18 protein-coding genes are annotated in these 24485 nt (G+C 37.8%); 2 read left to right on the forward strand and 16 right to left on the reverse strand.

The window, feature by feature from the left end; translation table 11 throughout:
* Positions 1-632 precede the first annotated feature (632 nt).
* Together V7077_RS20675 and V7077_RS20680 are read right to left on the reverse strand one after the other, a co-directional pair.
* Positions 633-2153 (reverse strand): glycoside hydrolase family 43 protein, encoded by a 1521-nt coding sequence (locus V7077_RS20675; protein WP_335505425.1) that lies wholly within the window; start codon positions 2151-2153, stop codon positions 633-635.
* 294 nt (positions 2154-2447) lie between these two features.
* The gene (locus V7077_RS20680) at positions 2448-3713 is read right to left on the reverse strand and encodes a glycoside hydrolase family 1 protein (RefSeq protein WP_335505427.1); all 1266 of its coding nucleotides are present in this window, start codon (positions 3711-3713) and stop codon (positions 2448-2450) included.
* A gap of 260 nt (positions 3714-3973) precedes the next feature.
* On the opposite strand from V7077_RS20680, the gene V7077_RS20685 reads away from it, so the two are divergent.
* Complete coding sequence (locus tag V7077_RS20685) at positions 3974-4819, forward strand: helix-turn-helix domain-containing protein (RefSeq protein WP_335505429.1); 846 nt, start codon at positions 3974-3976, stop codon at positions 4817-4819.
* Positions 4820-4929: 110 nt separating this feature from the next.
* Here V7077_RS20685 and V7077_RS20690 read toward each other — a convergent pair whose 3' ends face one another.
* Positions 4930-6030, reverse strand: coding sequence for a Gfo/Idh/MocA family protein (locus V7077_RS20690; RefSeq protein ID WP_335505430.1), 1101 nt, complete (start codon positions 6028-6030; stop codon positions 4930-4932).
* 47 nt (positions 6031-6077) lie between these two features.
* Positions 6078-6947 (reverse strand): sugar phosphate isomerase/epimerase family protein, encoded by an 870-nt coding sequence (locus V7077_RS20695; protein ID WP_335505432.1) that lies wholly within the window; start codon positions 6945-6947, stop codon positions 6078-6080.
* Between the two features lie 277 nt (positions 6948-7224).
* Between V7077_RS20695 and V7077_RS20700 the strand changes: the two genes are divergently transcribed.
* On the forward strand, positions 7225-8226 hold the full coding sequence (locus V7077_RS20700) for an AraC family transcriptional regulator (protein WP_335505433.1): 1002 nt from the start codon (positions 7225-7227) through the stop codon (positions 8224-8226).
* Between the two features lie 19 nt (positions 8227-8245).
* On the opposite strand, the gene V7077_RS20705 is transcribed toward V7077_RS20700, so the two are convergent.
* From V7077_RS20705 to V7077_RS20760, 12 genes are all read right to left on the reverse strand, one after another.
* Complete coding sequence (locus V7077_RS20705; RefSeq protein WP_335505434.1) at positions 8246-9553, reverse strand: MATE family efflux transporter; 1308 nt, start codon at positions 9551-9553, stop codon at positions 8246-8248.
* Between the two features lie 86 nt (positions 9554-9639).
* Complete coding sequence (gene nikE / locus V7077_RS20710; RefSeq protein ID WP_335505435.1) at positions 9640-10449, reverse strand: nickel import ATP-binding protein NikE; 810 nt, start codon at positions 10447-10449, stop codon at positions 9640-9642.
* Between the two features lie 28 nt (positions 10450-10477).
* Positions 10478-11305: a nickel import ATP-binding protein NikD gene (nikD, locus tag V7077_RS20715; RefSeq protein ID WP_335505496.1), complete on the reverse strand. Its 828-nt coding sequence runs from the start codon at positions 11303-11305 to the stop codon at positions 10478-10480.
* Positions 11306-11310: 5 nt separating this feature from the next.
* Positions 11311-12153, reverse strand: a complete 843-nt coding sequence (gene nikC / locus V7077_RS20720) for a nickel ABC transporter permease subunit NikC (RefSeq protein WP_335505437.1) — start codon at positions 12151-12153, stop codon at positions 11311-11313.
* Entirely contained in the window at positions 12153-13094 is a 942-nt protein-coding gene (gene nikB, locus V7077_RS20725) for a nickel ABC transporter permease subunit NikB (RefSeq protein ID WP_335505439.1), read from the reverse strand. The genes nikC and nikB overlap by 1 nt, the downstream gene beginning before the upstream one ends.
* A 17-nt stretch (positions 13095-13111) precedes the next feature.
* Entirely contained in the window at positions 13112-14737 is a 1626-nt protein-coding gene (nikA, locus tag V7077_RS20730) for a nickel ABC transporter substrate-binding protein (protein ID WP_335505441.1), read from the reverse strand.
* A 201-nt stretch (positions 14738-14938) separates the two neighbouring features.
* A complete protein-coding gene (locus V7077_RS20735) occupies positions 14939-15844 on the reverse strand; it encodes an alpha/beta hydrolase (protein ID WP_335505444.1) in 906 nt (301 codons plus the stop codon).
* A 112-nt stretch (positions 15845-15956) separates the two neighbouring features.
* Complete coding sequence (locus V7077_RS20740; RefSeq protein ID WP_335505446.1) at positions 15957-17243, reverse strand: MFS transporter; 1287 nt, start codon at positions 17241-17243, stop codon at positions 15957-15959.
* Positions 17244-17480: 237 nt separating this feature from the next.
* Positions 17481-19985: a GH39 family glycosyl hydrolase gene (locus V7077_RS20745; protein ID WP_335505448.1), complete on the reverse strand. Its 2505-nt coding sequence runs from the start codon at positions 19983-19985 to the stop codon at positions 17481-17483.
* A gap of 90 nt (positions 19986-20075) precedes the next feature.
* Positions 20076-20837 carry a DeoR/GlpR family DNA-binding transcription regulator gene (locus V7077_RS20750; protein WP_335505450.1) on the reverse strand — a complete coding sequence of 254 codons (762 nt, stop codon included), beginning with the start codon at positions 20835-20837 and terminating at the stop codon, positions 20076-20078.
* 603 nt (positions 20838-21440) lie between these two features.
* The gene (locus V7077_RS20755; RefSeq protein WP_335505452.1) at positions 21441-22883 is read right to left on the reverse strand and encodes a family 43 glycosylhydrolase; all 1443 of its coding nucleotides are present in this window, start codon (positions 22881-22883) and stop codon (positions 21441-21443) included.
* A gap of 21 nt (positions 22884-22904) precedes the next feature.
* Positions 22905-24485, reverse strand: a complete 1581-nt coding sequence (locus V7077_RS20760) for a glycoside hydrolase family 43 protein (protein ID WP_335505454.1) — start codon at positions 24483-24485, stop codon at positions 22905-22907.

Consider the following 24485-nt stretch of genomic DNA (forward strand, 5'->3'; position numbering starts at 1 on the left):
CAAGATTAACACAGCCTAAATATTAAATCCGGTAGGGGCGTTTGCTAAGATAGAAAAATATTTGTTTGGGGATATTAAATCCTTCTTGATTTAAACAGAAATAATCTATGAATCAAGCAAAAACCTTTTTGGGATTAATATTAAAAGTTATAAAAATGCTTGCTATAATTATGGTAACAATCGATTGTCGCTAACGTCCTTATTTTTTACACTTAATACCTGTTGTTGTCATCTTTGATGCTAGGAGGTACATTGTGATAGCGTTTGCTAAAATGATAAAAACTATTACAGCCATTAGGAGCACTACTTTAGTTGATAAATACTTAATTTACGGTTCCGCTTTCCTTGTTTCATGATTTTACCCCTCTTTAAATAGATAAAAAGCTATTAATAAATAAATCACTTCTATATCTATACGATTGGGAATTAATTCTGTTTAGCTTTGTTTATAAGGGATTCTGTAAAATAAATTTGCTTTTCTTATGTTTTTAGCCCGTCTTTCTCTTTAATTAGATATTTTAATACCATTTTTAAATATGGAACCTCCAGAATTAATTATTACAGCTGGCTAAAAAATTACCAACAGCACAGTTAAACCCATTGAGGAACGGTGCTCTTTTTCTATTAATAAATTAAAATCTATACTCAAACCAATCAAAATAGGCAGGAGTTCTCTTTTTCTGTCCATTTCCTGCAGCATAAAGTCCGAAATATATTCCAGTAAATCCACCGGCGACTTCAGTTGATAAGAGCGAACATTCCCCTGAACCTAAAATAGTAGATTCTCCGTCTATCTGTTGATAGGAGAATGTATAATTTTTTGGATCGGCATGAATGGTGAGAATAATAGCCTTTTCTCCATACTCATGCTCAGCTTCAACCTTCCAAAGAGACCCTATTCTTCGTCTTACAAAGACCTTTTTTACACCATCTCTTATGCCTAATGCTATTTCATAATGAAATCGCTCATTCATAAAGACGGTTAGTCCTGCCTCTTCCCCTTCTACAGTTGGAGAGAATTCTAGAAACGTGGAAACCTTACATTCAAAATGCTGCTGCCTGCGGCCTACAAACGCTTGAGGTCCTAGTCCATTTAAACTTGATGAATTCCCATATAACGTAAGGAATCCAGATCTGTCCGATAAAGACCAGCTTTCCTCACTAGGATTACGCAGGAAATTCCAACAGAAATCTAAGGAAGTCTCATTAAAGTTATCTATGCACTTTAACTGTTCCTTATCCTCTAACTTGAGTGCTCTTCCGTCCATTTCTAAGTCGACTTGAGCGCCAATTATCGGCCAGCCTTTGTCATTCCAATCGACTGGTGCTAGAAAAGTTTCTCTGCCAAGATGATGATGCTTTCCGCTAAATGGAATCGGAGCAGGGCGAATTCCTAAGAATACAGTCCACCAACTGCCATCTATATATTGAACGAGATCAGCATGTCCAGTTGCTTGAATTGGACTTGCACCGCTGCGATGGGTAAGGATCGGGTTATTGGGGTGACTTTCAAATGGACCAAAAGGCTGATTGCTTCGAGCCATTGTCACCATATGCCCGTATTCTGTTCCACCTTCAGCAATCATTAAATAATACATACCGTCTATTTGATACAGGTGAGGTCCCTCTGGATGGGCCCCGCCTGTACCTTGCCATATTAAGCGGCGCTCAGACATAATCTCTCCAGTATCAACATTAATCTCAGCCTGATAAATCCCTGAAGGTTCTCCACTAAAGATATCCTGGGTGCCTGTTAAATAAACCACCCCATCTTCATCAAATAATAGAGAGGGATCTATTCCAGGCCAATCAAGCCAAACCGGTTCTGACCAAGGGCCTTCTGGATTTTCGGCCCAGACGATAAAATTTTTTCCGATTGTTAGATTGGTAGTAATCATATAAAAACGGCCATTGTTGTATCTAAGGGTTGGGGCAAAAATCCCCATGGAACTATTTGATTCATGTAAAGGTAATTGACTATCACGAGTTAAACAATGACCTATCTGTATCCAATTGACAAGATCCCTTGAATGAAAAATCGGTACACCTGGGAAATATTCAAAAGAACTTGTGACTAGATAAAAATCGTCTCCTACTTTACAAATGCTTGGATCGGGGTGGAAGCCGCTGATAACTGGATTTTGATATTTCATAACCGAAGTCCCTTCTTATTCATAGTTTTTTGTTTATTAGGGATAAAGAAAAACCCTTTTTTCGAAAGGTACTTAATTATTACAACATCACCATTTCCTTTTCCAAGTCTATAAGAAGCTTTACTAGAATTCGGACAGGAACACTGGATTTACTTAAAACCTGTTCGAAATGGTTTTGGGTTCGGACACATACACTAATTTTTCTTTTATACTGTCCGAAGTTGTCTCGGGTTCGGACATGAACGCCAGCTTTGTCATCCATCCTGTCCAAACAATTCATCGATCTGTTTAAATCTATTCACTTACACCATTATTCTTTGAAATATCCCCTAGAACACGACCGCTTTCTTTTACCACTCTCTCTTGTGTTTCACGGTTAACCCCAATAACCCCAAAATGCGGTTCATAGCCAAACGTCCATTCATAGTTATCAAACGTTGACCAATAAAGATATCCTAAAACTTGAATTCCATCCTCTATACACGAATGCAGTCCTTTAAGTCCTCGCTGGATAAACTCAATCCGTCGGCTATCATCATCTGTTGCAATGCCGTGTTCTGTTACCAACACAGGGATATCTAGATCTTTGGCTGTATTTCGGATAGTTCCGGCAAGTGCTTCCGGATAAAATTCATATCCCATTGCTGTAACTTCTGTTCCCTCAGGCAGCGGAACTTGTCCCTCTGGACCATACACTTCACGGGTGTAGTTCTGTATACCAATAAAGTCGTCATCTTCAATAACAGATTTGAATTGCCCAAAATAATCATGCCAAACTTTTGCAGCCTGCCCCTCCCCACCCTCAATTGCTTGGATTTCAGGCAATGCTAAGGAAAGACCAACCTTAGTGGAAGGATTCACTTTTTTAATCGCTTCTCTTGCTTTCCGGTGCGCCTCTTTTACAATTTCTAAAGAATCCTCATCTGACGCCATATGGAAAGTAAAATATTGATCGATGGTTGTACCACATTTTGCAGCAGCCGATTCACGCCAGCCTGGAGCTGTCCATGACTTGGCATCCATTCCCACAGGAGGCATAAAGTTCATATTAATAAACAACTCTTTTAACATGACCGGCAAATTGACTTCATTCATCGTTAATACGTAAGGAATATCCTGTCCAAATTCCTTGAAAACCACTTCACAGTATTTTGCAAAAAGGTCTGCAGTTTGTGGATTTTTCCAACCGCCCAGTTTCATCAGCCACTGTGGTGAAGTAAAATGCATCATGGTGACGACTGGGGTGATGTTGTTGTCATAACATGCCTTAATGACGTCTCGATAATGATCCAATTCCTCTTGGGAATATATTCCTTGCTCTGGTTCGATTCTTGCCCACTCAATCGAAAAACGGTAGCTTTTTAAACCTAAGCTTGCCATCAACTCAATATCCTGTTTGTACCGAATATAGTGATCGACGGCATCACCCGAATAATCTCTGTAAGGAGACCCTTTTGAATATTCTTCAGCCCACATATCTGATTTATCATTATTTCCCTCTACCTGGTAGGCAGATGTAGCTGTCCCCCAAAGGAAGGATTTAGGAAAAACATATTTCATTGATAGTTACCTCCTGATCTCAATTAAATATCATCTCTTATAAATTAATAGTAACTATCGATACCTCAAGATATAATGTTAAAAAACGAGATATTGATTGCTCGAATCATAGTTAATAATAATTAAAATAAAAACTGTATTATTTGGTTTATGTTTGCTCAAGATTATTTTTCCAAGTACGTGTTAATATATGGATAAACCCATTAAGCACACAGGTACATATTAATAGACCTCGTAACATATATGGAAGGGGAACATTAATGGACACAGAAATTCTCGTTTGTGGTTATTCTTACCATAGGAAACCGTTCATCCTTAAAAATCGAATACTTGACACTTTTCTTTTCAGACTTCAAGTCCAAGGGAAGTCTATGGTCCGTATAAATGGCAATCGTTTAGATATGGAACCTGGAAATCTATTACTCTTGAAACCTGGCGATTTATATGAGTTAAAGGTGGATGGAGAATCGAGAAGCGGCGATTATTTCATCTTATGCAAAGGGTTGTGGATCGAGCATTGGTGGGAGAGCTTTGAACCACAACCTTTTACCCGTATTCCCTTGGATGAAAGAATCCTTTCTTTATGGGACCACCTCTATTTGGAAAATCATCAAACACTCATACCTGATGACCAACTTGTGGATTATTTGTTACGTTCCTTGTGCTTGTCACTAAAACGAACGATTCAAGGCACGAATGCGGTGCACAAACAACCGCCTAATACAAAGTTCGCAGCTGATTTAATTAAAAGATATATTGAAGATCACTTTATAGAGCAATTCAGCATTGAAGATTTAGCTAAAAACGTAGGATTGAGTGTTTCTCGAGCAAGTCATCTTTTTAAAGAAACATACGGAACAACAATCATACAGTCTGCCATCAATATGAGGCTCAAAAATGCCATTGATCGTATGAGATATACACCTATGACATTGGAGGTCATTGCCGAGAGTTGTGGATTTGGAAGCTATTCTTATTTTCACAAGGCCTTTAAGAAGAGATTTGGAATTTCCCCAAAGGAATATCGAGACATGTTTGACCAAGGTGATCACAATTATAATCAAATGCTAACTCGAATCACTACGGAGCAGTTTACTAACGATTAATTAGAAATATTGAATCAAACGGATCTCGGGACCATCTACATTAACAAAAGGAAAATCGGTCGTCTAACCAGCAAAAAAGAGGGGAGACATCCCCCCTTTTTCACTTAGGATTACAAATAAACAGGTTTCCCTGATCTGGAAGACTCGTAAATAGCCTCCAGGACTTGTGTTACAACTAAAGCCTGTTCAGCTTTGACAAACAATTCGCCCTCACCTTTTAGCGCTGCAACCCATATTTCATGTTCTTTGGACGGAGGAGTATCTCCACCTCCAAATCCGGGAATAAATGGATTGACCTTTTCTCCTACTTTAGTGATGGAAGGCTGACCGGCAACTACATGATTCAGCCTTACTCCATCATAAGTATCGAGACCGCCTTTCGTTCCACAAAGCAGTACCATCCCCGGATTCGTGACAATATTGAGTGCCCACGAAGCTCTCAGGTAGATCGTCGCTCCATTCTTCATTTTGATAAATCCCATAGCAGAGTCTTCTACATCATAAGTCTCGTTATTCCATGGGTCTGGGGACCCATCACGCCAGCTCACCTGACCTTGATGTTCAGGATCCAGCATTCTGCCTAACTTCTCATAGGAACTGCCGACAACGTAGTCAACCTCGTAATTATCCATCATCCAAAGAGTGAGGTCCAGAGCGTGAGTTCCGATATCAATCAACGGGCCGCCCCCTTGTTTTGACTTATCGGTAAAGACGCCCCATGTTGGAACTCCTCGGCGGCGGATGCAAGTTGCTTCAGCGTAGTAGATATCGCCAAGCCATCCATCATCAACTACCTTCTTGGCAATAGCGTTTTCATGGAAGTGACGATATTGATAGCCAATCGTAAGCAGTTTACCTGATCTATCCCTTGCATCCAACATCATCTGTGCTTCCTCCGGATTGATGGCCATTGGTTTTTCACATAAAACATGTTTTCCTGCATCTAGCGCTGCTACGGTTATTTCACTATGTCCGACATTTGGAGTCAGGACATGGACTGCATCAATAGACTCGTCCGCAAGAAGTTCACGGTAATCGGTGTAAACTTTAGCATCTGGGGTACCGTATTTTTTTGCAGCCTCCTCAGCTCTTTCAATCACAAGGTCGCAGAAAGCTACAAGGTCAACTCCCTTTTGTTGTGCCATTCCAGGGAAATGCTTCAGCTTGGCAATATCCCCACAGCCGATAAATCCGATTTTAACGTTTGCCATAGTTTAATCTCCTTCACATTTTTACTAGAAAATGAGTATTGTACTGTTCACACACTTTGTGTATTTAAATTAATTTTTTTCTGTAGAATTTTAAGGTCTTTGGCCACACTAGCAAATTTATTGGATTCAGCATATTCATTTTCAACAATGGTGTATTTAACGAATCCCAATTCATTAACCTTTTGATACAGCCTGTCCAAGTCTAATGGAGCAATATCTGGAAGTATCTCGGAATCTTGAAAATAAGGTTTATATATCTCTGGGAGTTCAAACTTTGGAGTTTCAAAGCCTTCTTCAGGTACAAATGGATACAATTCTTTCTGATGAATCACGTCACAACGAGCACCTAGCCGCTCCATCAAGCCAATCGGATCTACTCCAGCTCTATGGGCCCATAGGATATCCAATTCAAAGAATACATGATCAGGCTCTGTGTTTTCGATTAGTACATCATACAATGTCTCCTGCTCGTTGATTCTTCTAAATTCAAAATGGTGGTTATGTAAATACAGTTTTAACCCGTTTTCCTTCATCTGTTTCCCAATATGGTTAAGCTGTTCGGCCGTCTTTAATGCTTCATCCCGAGATAACATAAACGCAGATGGGATCGCAATCCATTGGCACCCAATCTCGTAATTATATTTAATAATACGATCCCAGTCGTTATCCAATAGACTTATGCCTGGGGGTCCTCCGCCATCATGTGCTCCAATAGGTGTCAGATTCAATTCTTCCAATTTGTTACGTAAGGACGTCGCTGAAACAGTGTCGCTAAATCGTGAGTAGTTTTTCATATTCATCGAAATCAGCTCAACGTTCCTGTAACCAATTGATGAAATTTCTTCGAGAGTTCGGAAATAATCTGCACTCAACTCGTCTTTTACCGAAAAAAGTTGAAGCCCAATATCAAGACTCATAATTTTCCCCCTATACTCAAATATAGTGTCAACGCTTACATTCCGTGTAATAGTCAGATAATTTTTATTATTAAGAATGCATGTTGGTATAATAACATAAGGATTTTATTTAAGTACATACTCATAACTTATAAAAACATCTCCTATCCTGCTAAAAGTCAAAAGAAGGCGTCAGTAATAGATACAAGTATTAGTGCCACTTTGTACTAATCGTAAGAATAGGATTATAATAAAATTAAGTAATAGATTACTCTAATATTAATCATGGGGAGTACTTATGGACCGACTAGAACTTGAAGGCTACTTAGACACCTGCCATTTAGGGCCAATTGATAAAGATAGAGTTTTAAAGGAGTATAGTCCTCATACCGTAATGGTAAATGAAGAACCTGTTTATCTTTTTAATAGAGCCTTTGATATAAACGATTTACCCATTGAGGAGAACATATCCATCTCTCAGCAGCCCTTTGGCTCAGATATTCCTCTTCACATGCATGATTACATAGAAATGATGTTTGTTTATCGGGGAACTTGCACCGTTTTTATTAGAGGGAAAAAAGTTAATTTGAATAAGGGAGAATTAATTTTAACTAACAAAGAAGCACCTCATAGCGTTGCTGCTACTACCAAAGATGATATTGTGATCAATATCATTCTGAAGCAGGACTATCTTTCACCGAGCTTTCTAAGAAGAATGTCACAGAAAAGTATTATCTCTCAATTCATGATTGAATCACTCGTAAGTCATCGAATGCAGAATCAATTCTTGATATTTAAACCAGAGGGTAGTAAGGTTACGGAAATTATGGAAAATATCATGTGTGAATTTTTCGACCGTGACTTTTGTTCTGCAGAAATTATCGATTCTTATTTAGTCGTTTTATTTTCAACATTAATTCGATCCAATAACACCCAGACAAGATATGAAGCCGTGGATAATAAAAACACAGTCTCTTTACTAGATTTTTTGAAGTATATTGAGGACAATTACCGCGATTGTTCGCTTGTTAAAATGGGACAGACCTTTGGCTTTAATCCGAGTTATCTGTCTACATTGCTAAAAAAAGGTACTGGGAAATCATTTAAGGAACTTCTTCAGATCCAACGGTTGAACCAGGCTGCCTTGTATTTGTCTAATACTGATTTACCAATACCTGAGGTCGCTCAAGAAGTAGGCTATTCCAGCCTTACTTTCTTTTATAAAAAATTTAAGGAACTGTTTAAAGAGACTCCGCATTGCTATAAGGAAAAGCATAAAAACCAAGGGTTTAGCATTTAGTCTCCCTTGGTTTTTGTTATCATGTTGTTTCAAACAATTTCTTATTTAATCTAGGAGTATACATGATTAGAAATCCAGATCTCCCAAACGTATAAACAATGAAAGCCAGCCATAGTCCATGATTATGCCAGATAGGTGTTACCGTCATTTGTAACAGGATATAGACAATCATTGCGTAAATCATAGAGTTTCGAACGGGAGCAATTACAGTTGCTCCTGTAAAAACACCATAAATGACAAGGCCAAAACATGCGGCAAACGGGTAAAGGATTAGCCACTTTCCATATGTAATTGAAAGTTCAATAACACTTGATAGATTGGTAAAAAGCGCAATAATTTGTTTTTGAAATAATCCATAACTACAAGCAATACCAAAGGCGATAATGACCGACCATTTTTTTGATAAAGTGAGTGCCTTTTTATATAGTTCCTTGTCATTTGATCCTACCGCTTTACCGACGAGAATACTCGTTGCGTTCGCAAACCCCTCAAAGAAATAAGCCATTATATAATGAATTTGAAATAGAACAGCATTGGCAGCTAACAAGTTGGTTCCAAACGAAGCACCTTTTGCTGTAAACATATTAATAACGACTAATAAACTAATGGTTCGAATAAACAAGTCCTTGTTAACGTTAAACATCTTTTTCAAAGACTTTGTATCTATTAGTTCTTGAAAGGATGGGAATTGCCACACAAATGGTGATGCCTTTATTATAATAAGTAACCCTACTATAGTGGCTGTCACTTCAGCAATCAAAGCGGCTGCAGCGACCCCTTTTACAGCAAAAGAAAAGACATGGACAAAAAGAATGGCCAAAATCATATTTAAAACATTCATTAAAACTTGTAAAAATAATGATTCTTTAATCTTAGCCATCCCCATTAGCCAGCCTAGGATCACATAGTTCATCAATGTAAAGGGTGCCCCCCATATTCTGATTCGAAAATATTCTCCGACAAACTGACTGACATCAGAATCAGCGGAAAACAATTTCAGAGCTAAATATTCAATTGGCCATTGAAGTAGAATAAAACAAATTCCAACCGCAATCGCTAATAAAAAAGGACGAGCTAAAGCAAGTATTCCTTGATCGGGGTCGCTTGCCCCGTTCGCTTGTGCTGCAAAAGCAGATGTACTGACCCGTAAAAATCCGAACACCCAATATAATGTATTAAAAATCAGCGTCCCTACTGCAACTCCTCCAATATAAGCTGGATCGGGAAGCTGCCCAACAACGGCTGTATCTACAGCACCTATCAAGGGCGTTGTCATTGTCGAAATTGTTAAGGGGATCGCCAAAGATAGGTACGCCCGATTATTCATTTGAAAGAGCCTCCTTTTATTACTTTAAATAAAAACAATAGCCCCGATGGAAATCGAGGCACTTGAAACTGCGGATACTTTTTAAATTAAGCACGTCTAACCGTTCGAAAACGCGGGTACTCGGCAAGCATGGAATCCCTCATCTCATTTACTACAGGATGTACTGAAGTAAAGAACTGATCCTTATCATCGTATAGCTCCACCAATTCTCCTTTTTCTAGTACACCTAATCTATCACTAATCGTATAGGCAGCTTTAATATCATGTGTAATAAAAAGAAACGATAGTCCGAAGTCCGCTTTTAACTGCTTTAGTAATTCCAAAATCAGGGTTTGATTCACCATATCTAGACTACTGACAGCTTCGTCCAAGACAATCAGCTTTGGCTTAAGTGAGATGGCTCTTGCAATATTGATTCTTTGCAGTTGCCCACCGCTAAATTGATTGGGATATTTTTTTAAGTCCTCTTCCCTTAGCCCTACCCTTTCCAATAATTCAATAACGGTCCGTTTTTGTTCAGAGAGAGTAAGCTTTTCAAAGTTCTCTAACGGCTCTGAAATAATTTGTTCCGCCGTCATTCGAGGGTTGACCGATGAATAGGAATCCTGAAAGACTGCCTGGAGATCACGACGAATTTTTCGATAACTGTGCTTATCTGTGTTATAAATATCATGCCCTTGAAAAAGAACCTGTCCGTATTGCGGCCGTTCCAGACCAAGTATCACTTTTCCTAAGGTACTTTTCCCAGCTCCACTCATACCAAGCAAACCTAAACAAGTTCCTTCCTCAAGAAAGAGAGAAATGTTGGAAAGTATTTTTTTAGAACTGTCTTTCCAGTTGATAAACTTCCGGGATCCATAAGCTTGAGTAACTTCATTTAATTGTAATAAACTCATTTTCTCCCCCCTTACAAAATGCCTATTTTTAAGCCAAATGGATGACAGACTGATCGAATGGTAATACTGTTCGTGCACGTAATAGTTTTTTCGTATATTCATGCTGTGGCTCATCAAATAGTTGGAACACGTCCGCTTTTTCGACGATTCGGCCATTCTGCATAACAGCAACTTCATCTGCCATTTCAGCAATGACCCCGAGGTCATGGGAAATTAATAATATAGCTGAGCCATACTCAGAGCGAATTTTATCTAAATGGTACAGTACTTTCTTTTGATTATTTACATCAAGTGCGGTTGTCGGTTCATCGGCAATAATGACCGCAGGATGTAAACTTGCTGCAATCGCAATCATCAGCCGTTGTAGCATACCACCACTCAATTGAAAAGGATAGTACTTTAATAGTTTAACAGGATCTGGTAAGTTGACATGATGCATTGCCTCAATAGCCAGCTCTGTTGCTTGTTTTTTATTCCATTGTGTATGTGAACGAATCGTTTCAATAAATTGATGGCCAATAGTAAAAACAGGCGTAAAAGCATTCATAGGATTTTGCATAATAAAAGCTATATCCTTACCACGAATCCCTCGCATTTCTTTCTCACTTAAACCGTTCAGTTCATGTCCTAGTAATTTTATGCTCCCTGTAACTTTAGTGGTTTTAAGGTCGAGCAGTTGAAGAATGGACTTACTCGTAACGGTTTTACCGCATCCACTTTGTCCAACTAGACCAAGAACCTCTCCACGCTTCAGGTCAAAATTTATATCTTGAACGAGAGTGGCAGCTCCATTCTTTGTTTTTACCTCTACATGTAAATCTCTAACTTGCAGCACATTCGACTGTTCATTACCCAACATTCTCATTCCTTTTTAAAATCGCGTTTGACTCCGTAACGTTCTGATAACGCTTCTCCTAATAAATTGAAGGTAACAATAACAAGCATGATCATTAACCCAGGATAAATCATCAAGGCAGGGTTTGTACGAATATAGGACTTTCCTTCGTGAATCATTGCTCCCCATTCGGGTGTTGGCGGTTGTACACCTAAGCCGAGAAACGACATAGCGGATATATCCATAATGGCCCAACCCATTTCTAATGTGCCCATTACGACTAATGGAGGGAGTACATTGGGAACAATATGATTTTTAATAATCTTCCATTGAGAGGAGCCACTTATTTTCGCGGCTGCAATAAAGTTTTGTTCCTTCAAACTTAATACCATACCTCGGAACATTCTTGCATAATAGACCCATTGGACAAGCATTAACGCCAAGATGACTTGTGAAAGCCCAGGCCCGAAAATACCAACCAAACCAAGAATAAGGATCAGACTAGGAAAAGCCATCACACCATCACAAAATCTCATCAAAACCTGATCGACCCAACCGCCTTTATACCCTGAGAAGGTACCAACGATTAAACCAATCACTAAGGATGAAATGAAAATGAGCATGGCAAAACCTAATGAAATTCGTGCCCCATATAAAAGGCGTGATAAGTTACATCTTCCTAAATGGTCGGTTCCTAATGGAAATTCCCAAGAAGGAGGCTGTAGTTTATAAACTAAATTGACCGCAGTCGGATCATTTGGTGCTAGCCAAGGGGCAAATATCGCCATAATAAAAAGTATACCAAGTATAATCGAGCATAAGGGTATCACTTTTTGACTTATGAATATCTTACGTATACTGGTTATCATCAGTTGTGCCCTTCTTTCCTGGATATGCGCGGGTCAATATACATTTGAATAAGATCCACAATCAAATTACTAACAATAAATAAGCTAGCTGCAATAAACACATAACATTGAATGACAGGTATATCACGATTAAAAATCGCTTCAATAAAATAACGACCAAACCCAGGCCAAGAAAATACGGTCTCCACGATAATCGTTCCCGTTAACAGTTTTCCAAGATTCATCCCTAGTCCCGTAATCATTGGTGAAATGGCGATCCTTAAGACATGCTTGGCCATTATCGTTTTTTCCTTAATTCCCCTTGTTCTTGCGAAAAGCACATAGGGCTCTTGTAAATTTTCAAGGATGCTCGTACGCAACAATCTTGTATACATCGCAATTAGAGGAAGAGCTAGTGTTACGGAAGGTAGAACAAGATGCTGCCATGTCCCAATCCCCTCAACTGGGAAAAGGTCCAGTTTTACTGAAAAGAAAAAAATCAAAAGATAGCCTAACCAAAAAGATGGAATGGAGGCCCCCATAAAGGAGAGTATACGACTAAAATGATCAATCGCACTGTTCTTCTTTACCCCTGCCAAAAAGCCAAGGGGGATACTGACGAGCACCGCTATGAATAAACTTCCTAAAGCTAGCTGGATGGTCGCAGGAATTCGGTAAATAACCTCGTCCCAAACGGGCTTATTCGTAAGATAAGATATGCCAAAATCAAGTTGGCATATCTTCATAATAGAGTTTACATACTGCATAAAAAATGGTTGATCTAAACCAAACTCATGTCTTTTTTGAGCCAAAATCTCATCGGTCGGTTCGATATGAGCTGCTGTTAAATAGGCCTCGGCCGGATCCACCGGAGAAAGGTGGATCATCCCGGTCGTTAGAAGTGCGGCCAAAAGAAAAACCGGGATAATGGACATTATTCGTTTAATTATAAAAGTGCCCATAATAGCCTCCTACCTTCTTACTGCTTGATACTAATTCCTGTGAATGGATTTTCGTCACGATTCGCAGAAAAATGGAAGTTCGTGACATCTTTTTGATAAATCGCTGTTTTCTTAATATAAGAAATTGGAACAATTGCTCCCTGGTCTTGCAGTGATGTTAAAACAGATGTGTAAAGCTGTTGACGTTCTGCTTCGTCAGTTGTCTGGGGAATACGTGCGATTTTCTTTAGTAATTCCGCTTTGTTCGGATAGGCTGAAATGGCTTCATTAAAACCAAATCCTTTTTTAGCCACAATGTTTATAAATGTATGCGGATCATATGGAGCACCATAGTTACTAAAGAAATTAATATCAAAGTCATTATCTTTAAATCTTTGAACCTGATCCGCCAGCTCTACCCCCGTAATATTTAATTTAACACCAATCGCCGCCCATTCTGATTGCAGTGTTTCTGCCATTGCTTTTTGAATGGATTCTGCTGAATCGTACATCATCCCAATTTCAAGCAGTTGTCCATCTTTTTCACGAACTGTTTTCCCTTTAGGAAGTTTCCAGCCTGCCTCATCCAATAACGCTTTTGCTTTTTTAACATCATAATCAGTTGATTTAACATCAATATTGGAAGTGTAAGGCAAGTTTGTTGGTAAAATAAAATCGGCTGCTTCTTCTAGTCCTGAAGTGATTCCTTCGACCATTGCTTCCTTATTAAACCCATAATGTAGTGCTTGACGAACACGCTCATCGGAAAGCTGTTTTCTATTTGTATTCATAACAAGCTGTCTTGTCGCTACTGGCTCAGAAATACTAGTTTCATATTTACCTGTTGATTTCAATTGTTTGAAAGCGTCTAAACTAATAACCCCTTCTCCGTAAATTAAATCTAGGTCACCTTTTTCAAAGGCTAGTACTCTCGTTTCTGCATCAGGAATCACTTTCACTTGAATTTTTTCTACTTTTGGAAGCTCACCCCAATAGTTTTCGTTGCGCTTGAAAATCGCATATTCATCCGTTTTATGCGCTTCTAAAATCCATGGCCCTGTTCCAACTGGTTCCTTAACCCCTTTTGAGGTATCACCATCTTCAGGGAATCCAGCTTTACCTAAGAAACGCACTGGTCGAACAACAGCTAGCTCCTGAATCGTTGGATAATAGGCTTCAGTTAATGTCATTTTAAACGTATTATCGTCGACAACTACCGTACTTTTAATTTTCGAAAGAAAACCCAACCAACCATGTAAATCCATATGATTTAATATGGTATCAAAATTCTTTTTAACTATTTCAGCATTAAAACTTGTTCCATCAGAAAATTTTACATTTTTACGCAGATGAAATGTATATACTTTTCCGTCTTGAGAGATGTCCCATGATTCTGCTAGATGAGGTTTTAACTTGCCACCTTCTCCGTAGCTTACTAACGGTTCATATACCATGGACTGAGCGAATAATTGTGAAGGATTATAAACATGCGGATTCATTTCGCCGACATCTCTCGCCCAAGCGATCGTAAGCATGTTATCATTTTTGTCTTGTGAGGTTGTATCCTTTTCACTAGCATTGGTACAACCTAGTAATACTGATGATAATAGTAAAATAAAGATAGATGTTAATAAAAAATTCCGACTATTTATTATGTATAACATTTAAGTCCCTCCCGATTGATACTGATAATCATTTTCAATTGTAAGGGGCTAATTAACTCTTGTCAATGTAAAATTAGAAGTTTCATTAAGATCTATAAAAATAAATAAAACCCGAATCTATAATTACTTGGAAATTATAGATTCAGGTTTTTTTGTTTTCACTAATTAAAGTAATATATTATATATTTAATATAAATACTCTTATCTAAAATGTTTTTTCAACCAATTATCAGCTAAATCAAACCAAACCTTGCATTCTGGATTTAGGTGACTAGGATCGCCTGCAGTCGTCTCATCACATAGAGATAACCCATGGACACCGCTTTCAAAAACATGCAGCTCATACGGAACTTTATGTTTTGCCAACTTGGTAGCAAATAGTAAAGAATTCTCTGCATAAACTAAGTCATCATCTGCTGTGTGCCAAATAAACGTCGGCGGTGTTTCCGCTGAAACATAGTTTACTGGACTAGCCTCTGAAAGTTGTTCATCACTTGGATTAGAAGTCCCAAATGCAGCTTTTCCAGAAATCTCCCAGAATCCTTTAATAAGCTCATTAGCCTCTGTTTCAACTTTCTCTTTCATTAACTGGTAATCTACTAAAGGATATCCAAGAATTACAGCATTAGGCTTAAACCCTTCGTTATCAACTTGAAACTTCTCATTTAATAAGTTGCTATTCCAGTGGACACCAAGACTGGCTGACAAATGAGCACCAGCTGAAAAACCACAAACAGCTATTTTATTTGTATCCACTAACCACTTGGATGCATTTTCGCGGATAAGGAGCATCGCCTTAGCAAGATCATATAATGGCTGAGGAAAAGCTGATTTCTCATTAGGAGCCGGCGGGTTATTGAAATCTTGAACCCACTCCTTAAAATAGGTGTTATAGCGAAGGACAAATGTATGATAGCCAAGTGAAGCGAAACGCATTGCAACCGGTTCAGCCTCTCGATCAGAGGTTCCTAAATATCCGCCGCCAGGGCAAATAACTACTGCAGGGCGAAGCTGATCTTTTTGAAATTCCAATGAGTTATGAAGAATGTAAGTATGTAAGGTTACGGTTTCACTTTCATCCCAAAGTTGGATTTTTTCCAATAACATGTAATGATCTCTCCCTTATATAGATAAATTACCTTTATTTTCTATTATACTCTAAAACAATGATAGGGATGAATTAATACTTTCGTATCATCATCCCTATATTAATTATGGATTAAACCGCTTCACCAATATCATTATTGACTTCCGACTTTGATGCCATTTCAGGTATTGGTAGAACTAAAACTGCTGATAGAATGGAGAAGACAGCTAGAACTAAGAAGAATAACGTATATCCATCTCCGCCAAACATTCTTACTCCTAGACCGATTAAGGCAGGTGCTGCAAAAGTTACTAGTGTTGATGCTAAATTTGTAGTTGTATTCATAATCGAGATATCTTTTGCTGCGTTCTCTTTAGATGGGAGAATACGATTTACTAGTGCATTGTCAACTGCATTGTACATTCCAAAACCAAAGTTGAAGATAAAGTTACCGACAATTACCCAAGTTACGCTTGGAGAGAAGGCAAATACGATTAAACATATTCCTGTTAAAATGGCTGCTCCGATAACAAAGGGCTTTTGTTTCTTTAACTTATCTGATAGGAACCCGCCAAGGATTCCAGCACCAACCATCAGCAAAATCGTCGGAGCCATTAGCCCCATAATTTTAAAGATTTCAGCTTCACCTAAGTGAAATCTTGTGATATAGAAAAGAGTTAACATCGTCGTACCGGCATTCGTAAAATAGATAAATAACTTTGTTAATAATGCCCAGGTATAGGAAGGGTGCTTCTTAAAACTTGGATAGAACCCCCTGATCCCAATCGACTTTTTCTCACTTTTTGTTGTTATAGCAACATAGTTATCCTTAATAAGAAGGGCAGCTAACGCTCCACCGATTAGTTGGACAATAATCATGGTAATCATTTTCTCTTGAAGAGTAGAACTTGCAAAGACTCCCATTATCATTTGACCGATCATTACGAATGCAGGTGCTGCTGCACCAAGTAGTCCCGAAACTCGACCAAACTTTTCCTGTTCTACTTGTTCAGGAACAATAGCGTAACATGAAAGTGAAACCATACCATAAAAGAAATTCACTAGACATAAAGTAATGACAAACACTGGGATGGATGAGGCATATGTTAGACCTAACATACATAAGGCTCCACCAATACTACCCGCAATAATCCAGAACCTTCTTCTGCCCATCTTTACTCGAGTTTTATCTGCAATTACTCCGCTAAAAAGTCCAAAAATAACGACTGCTATACCGGAAATCCCAGATGCTGTTGCAAAGGCAGCCGTTGCATGTTCTTGCCCAACGATCTTGATAACTATAAATGTAGAAAGTCCAAATCCAAGCAGTACTAATGGTGCGATCGATGTGCCTACACCAAGCATGGCCGCTACTAATAATCTTCCAAATGGCGTCTTTTTCATCATAGTATTTTCCATTTTTATTACCTCCCTATAATTTTAAACGTTTTACAAAAATTGATTTCAATGATTTCAATGATTTCCTACTAAACTTCATTACTGGAAACGCTTCCTTATATTCTTCATTATAGAGATATGAAAACCTTTTCACTATCCGATATTTGTTCAAAGCAGGTACCTAAATTGTCATTTCATTTTTTTATGGTTCCTTTTTACTAGTTTTCTGCAACAAAAAAAGGCAGGTAGGGTTCCTGCCTAACGAGTTCTTTGAGGAACAATCTCAAATAATTGTACTTCATGAGCCCCAAGAGTAGTGCTTAAAATATAATTTTCCTCTATACGTACTTCACTTATTTGAAGTTTAGGGACACTAGAATGAATTAAATAATCGATCTCCTCTTGATTCATATGTTCAGGGGCTCCCATTTCGACCCATTTATCAAAAGAACTTCCATGTTGTTTATTTAGTTGGTACTGTTTTATTTTATATGTTCCTTTTTTAACTTTATTTAAAATCATCTTGACCTCCATTGGTGATTGGTCAAGGAACACATTGTATCTATTTTCTAAATCAATATTTGTATGCTGATTCATACAATAGAGCCGGTCATAGTGGCAATAATGATAAAGAAGCAGCTGATACCCTTTTGAACTTTTCGTGAGGAAATAACCATCCCCTTTACTAACCAATTGGTTACCTAACCTGCCTAGCAGCTGATAAGCAAAAAAAGCAGGTTTCGGAATGTTATGATTTGTAAATAAACCTAAACCTCCATGAAAACTCTTCGTTGAAGCTCTTCTTTCCTCAATTAAATCAGTTATGGTCCAATAGCCAAAGCTTTGAATCGAATCCATGTTTTCCAAGAGATTTTTTACAATAAAAGCGGCTTTGAAGCTTGTATCATTGGTTAAATCCCGATGATAGGCCGTAGAGTTCCATTCAGTAAGGTGTATTTCAATGTTGTTTAATTGATTCTCCAACAACATCTTTTTAAGATCAGTGATGCGATTCTCCAAGAAGTGTTCATCCCTTGATATATAACCAAATCCCATGGCTTTATCATTGGTTTGATTTTTTTTCTTATTAATATCCATCTCGTCATGAGAGTAATTGTGGAATGAGATAAAATCAGGAATACATTCCTCTCGGCTGCAAAAATCTAAAAACTGCTGTAACCAGTCACTATTTTTAATAGAAACAATACTTGGCCCGCCTACCTTATAAAGAGGATTTATACTCTTGATGGTTTCGTAGCTATTTTTATATAGTATACAATAATCTTCAAACGTCCCTCGCCAAAAAACATAAAAATCCGGCTCATTCCACACTTCAAAATACCATTGTAGGACTTCTTCTTCTCCATATAGATTTTCATAATGTAAAATAAAAGCCTTTAAAAGATTATTCCATTTCTCGATATCCTTTGGCTGACTGACATTGCTTTCTTTAAAGAATACCGTTTCGCGGCCAGCTGCTAAATCTGATGGCATAAATCCTAACTCAATAAACGGCTTTACTTGAATACTCTCTAGAAACTGAATCAGCTTATCAGTATATAAGAAATTATATGTGGGAATCCCTTGTTCATCTTCCCCATAAACCATCATTTCGTCATCAAAGATTCCATGAAAACGGAGGTAATTGAAATTAGTCACTTTTTTCACTTGCTTTAGTTGGTTTTGAATATCGGTATAAAGACACTCTTTTGCCTTACCAACCGTCATAAGATTCTTCCACGTATGTGTAAGTGTTTCTGCCTTCTCTTCCACATTCACTTTAATTGTCTTTTTGAAAACGGCTTGCTGTTCAACTACTAATGATTGTTCAGTACTAGGTAAAAAAGCAAACAGCTGATCAAAAGCCTGTATTTTATCAATTTCCACGTAATTCGCAAGTGTCACCTTATTACTTTCCGTTTTCTTTGGTTCCATCTCCACGGCACGCCGGTATTCGCTCGGCGTTTGATGATAAAACTCCTTAAACGCCCGATTAAAAGCCTTTACACTTGCAAATCCATTATCGAGCGCGATCTGCGTCAGTGGAATATCGGTAAAAACAATATCCTTCACTGCATGATCGAGCCTGATACTATCAACGTATTTCGAAAAAGGCATCCCCAAGTGTTTTTGTATAAACTTTGATAAGTAATGAACAGACAAAAATTCAATTTGCGACAGTTCATTTAAGGTAATTTGCTGCTTAAAATTGTCTTTCACATAGGATGTAATTCTAAGTAACCGCTCAATGTGTTTTTGGCTGGAGAGTTTGTTTTCCTTTTCGGTCTCTTCTCTAAAATTTTTGATTAATAAATAGATTAACTGAAAATAAAGGGACTTAATTTGTAATTCATATCCTTCGCTCTCTTTGTTGATTACCCACATCATCTGCGCTAACAAAGAGCGAAGTTCATTAAACTCTGCTTGGTGATTTTCATCATATAGGAATGACTTACAAGAGAAGGCATAGGAATCGACATCTTTTACATTCTCCTTTAATTCAGGGATTGGCAGCTGAATGGTAAGTAATAAATTCTCATCTTGGTGCTGAATGGCGTGAATATCGTTAGCATTAATGAGAACGACATCTTTCTCATTTAACTCATAACGCTTATCGTTAACAGACACACTAACTTTTCCTTTTAGGACAAAAATAATCTCGATACTATCATGCCAATGGTTTGATACATAATCGACACTGTTTAAAAAGATATGCAAGGGGAGTTCTTTATTCATTTCGATAATTTCGTAGGTAAAATTCATTTTCGATCACCCATCTTAGTGGAATTACTATTTTATCTAGTATACATCTATGTGTTGAAAAGTGTAAAAAACAGACCGGATATTGGTCTGTTAGTCTACAATTAGTAATTTAATATTTTTGTCTTCCAACTGGTTTTTAGTTTCTTCATCAAGTTTTGAATCGGTAATAATGCAGTCAAGATTGGAAACAGGTGAGATTCTTGAAAAGGCACGTGTCCCAAATTTGCTTGAGTCCACCATTAATATCGTTTCATCAGCAATTTCCATCATCTGTTTTTTTAATAACGCTTGTGATTCATTAAAATCACTTAATCCTCTTTCTAAATGCACCCCTTTGCAGGAAAGAAACGCTTTATTAACGTGATACATGCTTAGGGATCGTTCTGCTAGCGGTCCAACATATGATAATGATTGTGAGAGTAATGTTCCACCAGTGGAAATCACTTTGATTTGTTCTTTTTTACTAAGTTCAATCGCAACCTTAATCGAGTTTGTCAAAACGGTTAGCGGCATATCCGACAATTCTTTTGCGACATACCATGCTGTTGTACTGGCATCCAGTACAATTTGATCACCTGGCTCAATTATACGAACTGCTGCCGCAGCAATCGCTTTCTTTTGTTCCGCGTTGGTGATTTCTCTTTCTAAATAAGAAACCTCCCCTTGGTCCTTTTCAATACTTACTGCACCGCCATGAGAGCGCATTAATAAATTTTCTTTTTCAAGTTTTTCAAGATCCCGTCGAATTGTTTCTTCTGTAACAGCGAAAATCTTGCTCAGTTCCGTAACCCGAATGCTTAATCGTTCATTCACTAATTCGACGATCTTTTTTTGTCTTTCTGCTACCAGCACTTGGCCTGCCCCTTTCTAATTCAGTATTTTTATTTATGTTGTTTTATATTTGTTTTTCACTTATTCCCACTATAACTATATCATATTTTTTTGGAAAACAAACACATATAATACAAAAGCAAATATATTTTTGTTTTCAAACGAAAAAGGACAGGCGCTTCACACACGCCTATCCCCAATTAAACCCACCTATTTAAAACCTGACTGAACAAACCTCTCGAAAGAAGGCTTTCCTTTACTGCTTTAACGCTTTATTAACAAAATCCTGGTAATATGAACAAATCCCCCAAACAACCGCAAAAAAAGCCAATCACTTAATAATGATTGACTAAAACTGAGTTCCATTATATTAATTTTACAATCAGATTAACAATTACTAGAAATAAAAGCAATGTCCATCTCTAAGATTAAACCCCACATTTGTAAATCTTCACTTTTTAACCGGCTTAAATGGATTCAAAAATTCACTTGTAACCATTTTAGCAAGTGATTTCAACAATATTAATACCAGAATCAAAGGAGAATAATATTTAATTCAAAGATAAAAGGTTTAATAAATGAGTAGGAACATATCCTATAACTTGTGGTGTTCCATTAGAAAATCTATTCTAGAATAAAGGAAAATAAATCAATTGCTCCTTCACCTTTATAGGTAAAGTACAAAGCGTTAACTCCTTCATTTATTTGTAGCGGAGCCTTGTAAATTCCCCACTCTTGTGTAGGAGAAATTGTAATCTGAGCAACCGGGTTACCATCAATCGATGTACTTACATGAAGTTCTCCCTTTCCTTTTCCTCTTACTTTCACAGAAATTTCACGGACATTTTCAATATTAAAATATTTATATCCTGCGGTAGCTCCATCTCGCAAATTGGCAATATATTGGTTTGGATTATCCTCCCTATCCTCCCCTTCTTGGGTAAAGTACGGGTGAGATTCATTTATCTCTTGACCAAACTCGTATCGAACTGCCCCTGTTATGCTCATGAGGTTACAAGCAATATAAGCAGGATATTCTCCTTTCCCGATCAATGAACTTTTATTTAGTCCGCAGCTTGTCATTTCTACTTGTTTGATACTCCCGTCACTTTCGATTCGGATTTCTTCAGCGCATGCCTGACGTGAAAATTGATGCCTGTTCGTCTGTCTATGATAGAATACATACCATTTCCCGTTTATTTCGACGATGCTGCCGTGATTGTTACCCGTGTAATTTAGTGCTTCCTCATCTGTTCTTCCATTTAAAAAGATATCCCCATTGGAGATGATGGTTCCCCCATATTCAAATCCACCAATAGGGCTCTTGGATGTTGCGTAGCATAGTTCATGCCCGTTAAATGAAGAATAAACAAAATAATAGGTATCACCAATCTTTCTCATGGAAGATGCTTCAAAAAATTCATGTCCTTCAAAAGATGTCTCCCTACCATTAGCCTTAAAAGGAAAGATATATTTTGGTTCCTCTTTGACCGTAATCATGTCAGATTCCAGTTCGATGACCATTCCGCCTTTTATAGGTTTTTCTTTTTTCCCTAAAAAATTCCAAGGGAAATTCACCGGACAGAAACCAGAATACAAATAAACTTTGCCATCATCATCCACTAGAACACCAGGATCAAACTGGAATCCATCCCCTTCGCGGTTTCCAAGTAAGGTTCCGTTCTTGTAATGAATATGTCCGTAAAATTCATATTTGCCAGCTGGCGAATCACAGACAGCTACTGACATGACTCCCAAAAAATCAAATGCATAATATAAATAATATCTTCCGTCAGGTCCCTGTTGTACATCCGGTGCAAATAATAATCTATTACCTGTTCGTCCCATAGGGTCTTGTATTTTCTTATAAATGACTCCTTCGTAGCTCCAATTACCCAGGTCATCAACCGGTGCCGACCAACATACATAATCATTTTGACAATATTCGGTTCCATTAAATTTATCATGACTTCCATACACGTATACCCTTTCTCCAAATACATAGGGCTCTCCGTCAGGAACATATTCATAACTTGGCAAATATGGGTTAAAAGCCTGCTTTTTCATAGGAACCTCCATTAAATGAATCTATTTGTCTTCATAACTAAAAAATTTAAAATCCGCATAATGTTCGTGCATAGACATGTCTTGACATGCCATCCCGACCATTGTCCCTGTAAATCCATAAGCGTAATCATCAGAACAAATCGTTGTATCAAACTCCCCACCAACAGGAATATACTCCTGGTCATTTAATGAATAATAGAACTGCCCTTTTTCTTTATTCACCACAATCTTCAAGTAAACCTTGTCCGAAAATAACGTAGGCTGTTCTTCCTGTGGTAAAATAGTTGGCTGACCCCTATCAATTTTTATCCCAGCCAATACATTTGCTGCCTTCGTTTCATCATAGGTCATATAAAAATAATATTGATTGGCTTCATTGTACTTATAGATGATCCCTGCCATATGACCAAAATTCTCAGGATTAAATTCCAACAGTGTTTTAGCCTCAAAGGACATTGCCGTCTGCCGCCTGCAAATAATAGCTTGTTCAATAATGGAATTAATAGATTCTTTTCCATATATTCTTAGATAACCTTCTCGATCATGAATAGAAAAACGTTCTTTTGAGTAAGGTTCTCTCAAAGTAAAAAAGTCTTTTCTAAAACGCTCATCTTCAAAGGTATAAGTCGTTTTTGAATTATCCATCTTTTCAACATTTCTATGCACAATAAAGGTGTCTGCTGGATAAATATTCTCAGACTTTAAATAGAGCCAATCATCCTCACGCCATTCTACTTCTTGAATAGCGGTTTCCCTGCCCAAAATACATCTGCCGTCTTTTACCGGGCGGGCACAAAGGTATGCCATATACCAGTTTCCATCCGCATCCTCACAAACAGAAGCATGACCTGCTTTCTGAAGTGTGTCTTCATCAGTCCCAGATGAAGTAAGAATGTACCGTTTTGGATGCAATTCATATGGTCCCCAAATGGACTTGCTTCGTATTAAGGTTACTGCGTGCTCATAGTGTGGACCACCTTCTGCTGTCATTAAATAATAATAACCATTCCTTTTAAAGATATTTGGTCCTTCAGTTTGTCCCAATTCTGTCCCTTCAAACAACGTCGAGACTTTACCCACAAGTCGTTTTTGCTGACGATCATATTCTTGGATGATAATACCTGCAGATCGTTTTTCCGGTTCTTGTCGATAATCCCAAATCATATTGGTTATATAACTTTTCCCATCATCGTCATGAAAAATAAAGGGGTCATAACCACTGCAATTTAACCTAACTGGATCGCTCCATGGACCATGGACGGTTGGTGCAGTAATTAAATAATTATCTAAATCACGGAATGGCGGTTGATAACTAGATTTAAAATTGGTATAAAGCAAATAGAATAATTTTTCTTCTTTATTATAGCTTAGGCATGGTGCCCAAACACCGCCAGAACTAGGGATACCTGTTAGGTTCAAATAACTTTTATCCCCCAACACACCTACAGCATCCCAATTTACCAAGTCTTTTGAAAAATGAATCTGTACTCCGGGATTCCACTCAAATGTAGAAGTAGCAATGTAATACGAATCCTCTACAAAAATAAAGGATGGATCCGGATTAAATCCCTTTAAAATAGGGTTCTGTACAATAGTTGCCAT

This window comes from Neobacillus vireti (assembly GCF_036962465.1).
In the GTDB taxonomy this organism is placed as follows: Bacteria; Bacillota; Bacilli; order Bacillales; family Cytobacillaceae; genus Neobacillus; species Neobacillus vireti_B.